Source organism: Pseudomonas yangonensis, assembly GCF_009932725.1.
Lineage (GTDB): Bacteria > Pseudomonadota > Gammaproteobacteria > Pseudomonadales > Pseudomonadaceae > Aquipseudomonas > Aquipseudomonas yangonensis.
Genome location: NZ_BLJU01000113.1, coordinates 1 through 483 on the forward strand (window position 1 = coordinate 1; position 483 = coordinate 483).

1 pseudogene is annotated in these 483 nt (G+C 66.9%); it reads left to right on the plus strand.

Annotated elements, in window-relative coordinates:
• Positions 1–423 (plus strand): annotated as a pseudogene (gene dnr / locus GYB81_RS23735) (transcriptional regulator Dnr); the annotation flags it as partial.
• Between the last annotated feature and the right edge of the window lie 60 nt (positions 424–483).

A 483-nucleotide genomic window follows, 5' to 3' on the forward strand; every position in this document is an offset into this window, starting at 1 on the left:
ATGATGTTCATGGACACCCCGAACTACGTGGCCACCGCCCAGGCCGTGGTGCCCAGCCAGCTGTTCCGTTTCTCCAACAAGGCCTACCTGCGCCAGTTGCAGGACAACACCCCGTTGGCCCTGGCCCTGCTGGCCAAGCTCAGCACCCGCCTGCACCAGCGCATCGACGAGATCGAGACGCTTTCCCTGAAGAACGCCACCCACCGCGTGGTGCGCTACCTGCTGACCCTCGCCGCCCACGCGCCGGGGGAGAACTGCCGGGTGGAAATCCCGGTGGCCAAGCAACTGGTGGCCGGTCACCTGTCGATCCAGCCGGAAACCTTCTCGCGAATCATGCACCGCCTCGGCGACGAGGGCATCATCCGCCTCGACGGCCGCGAAATCAGCATCCTCGACCGCGAACGCCTGGAGTGCTTCGAGTGAGCAGCGCCGCCGCTTGATCGCGGTCAAGCGCGCCACGGCCCGTCCACCGGCAAGCTGGCG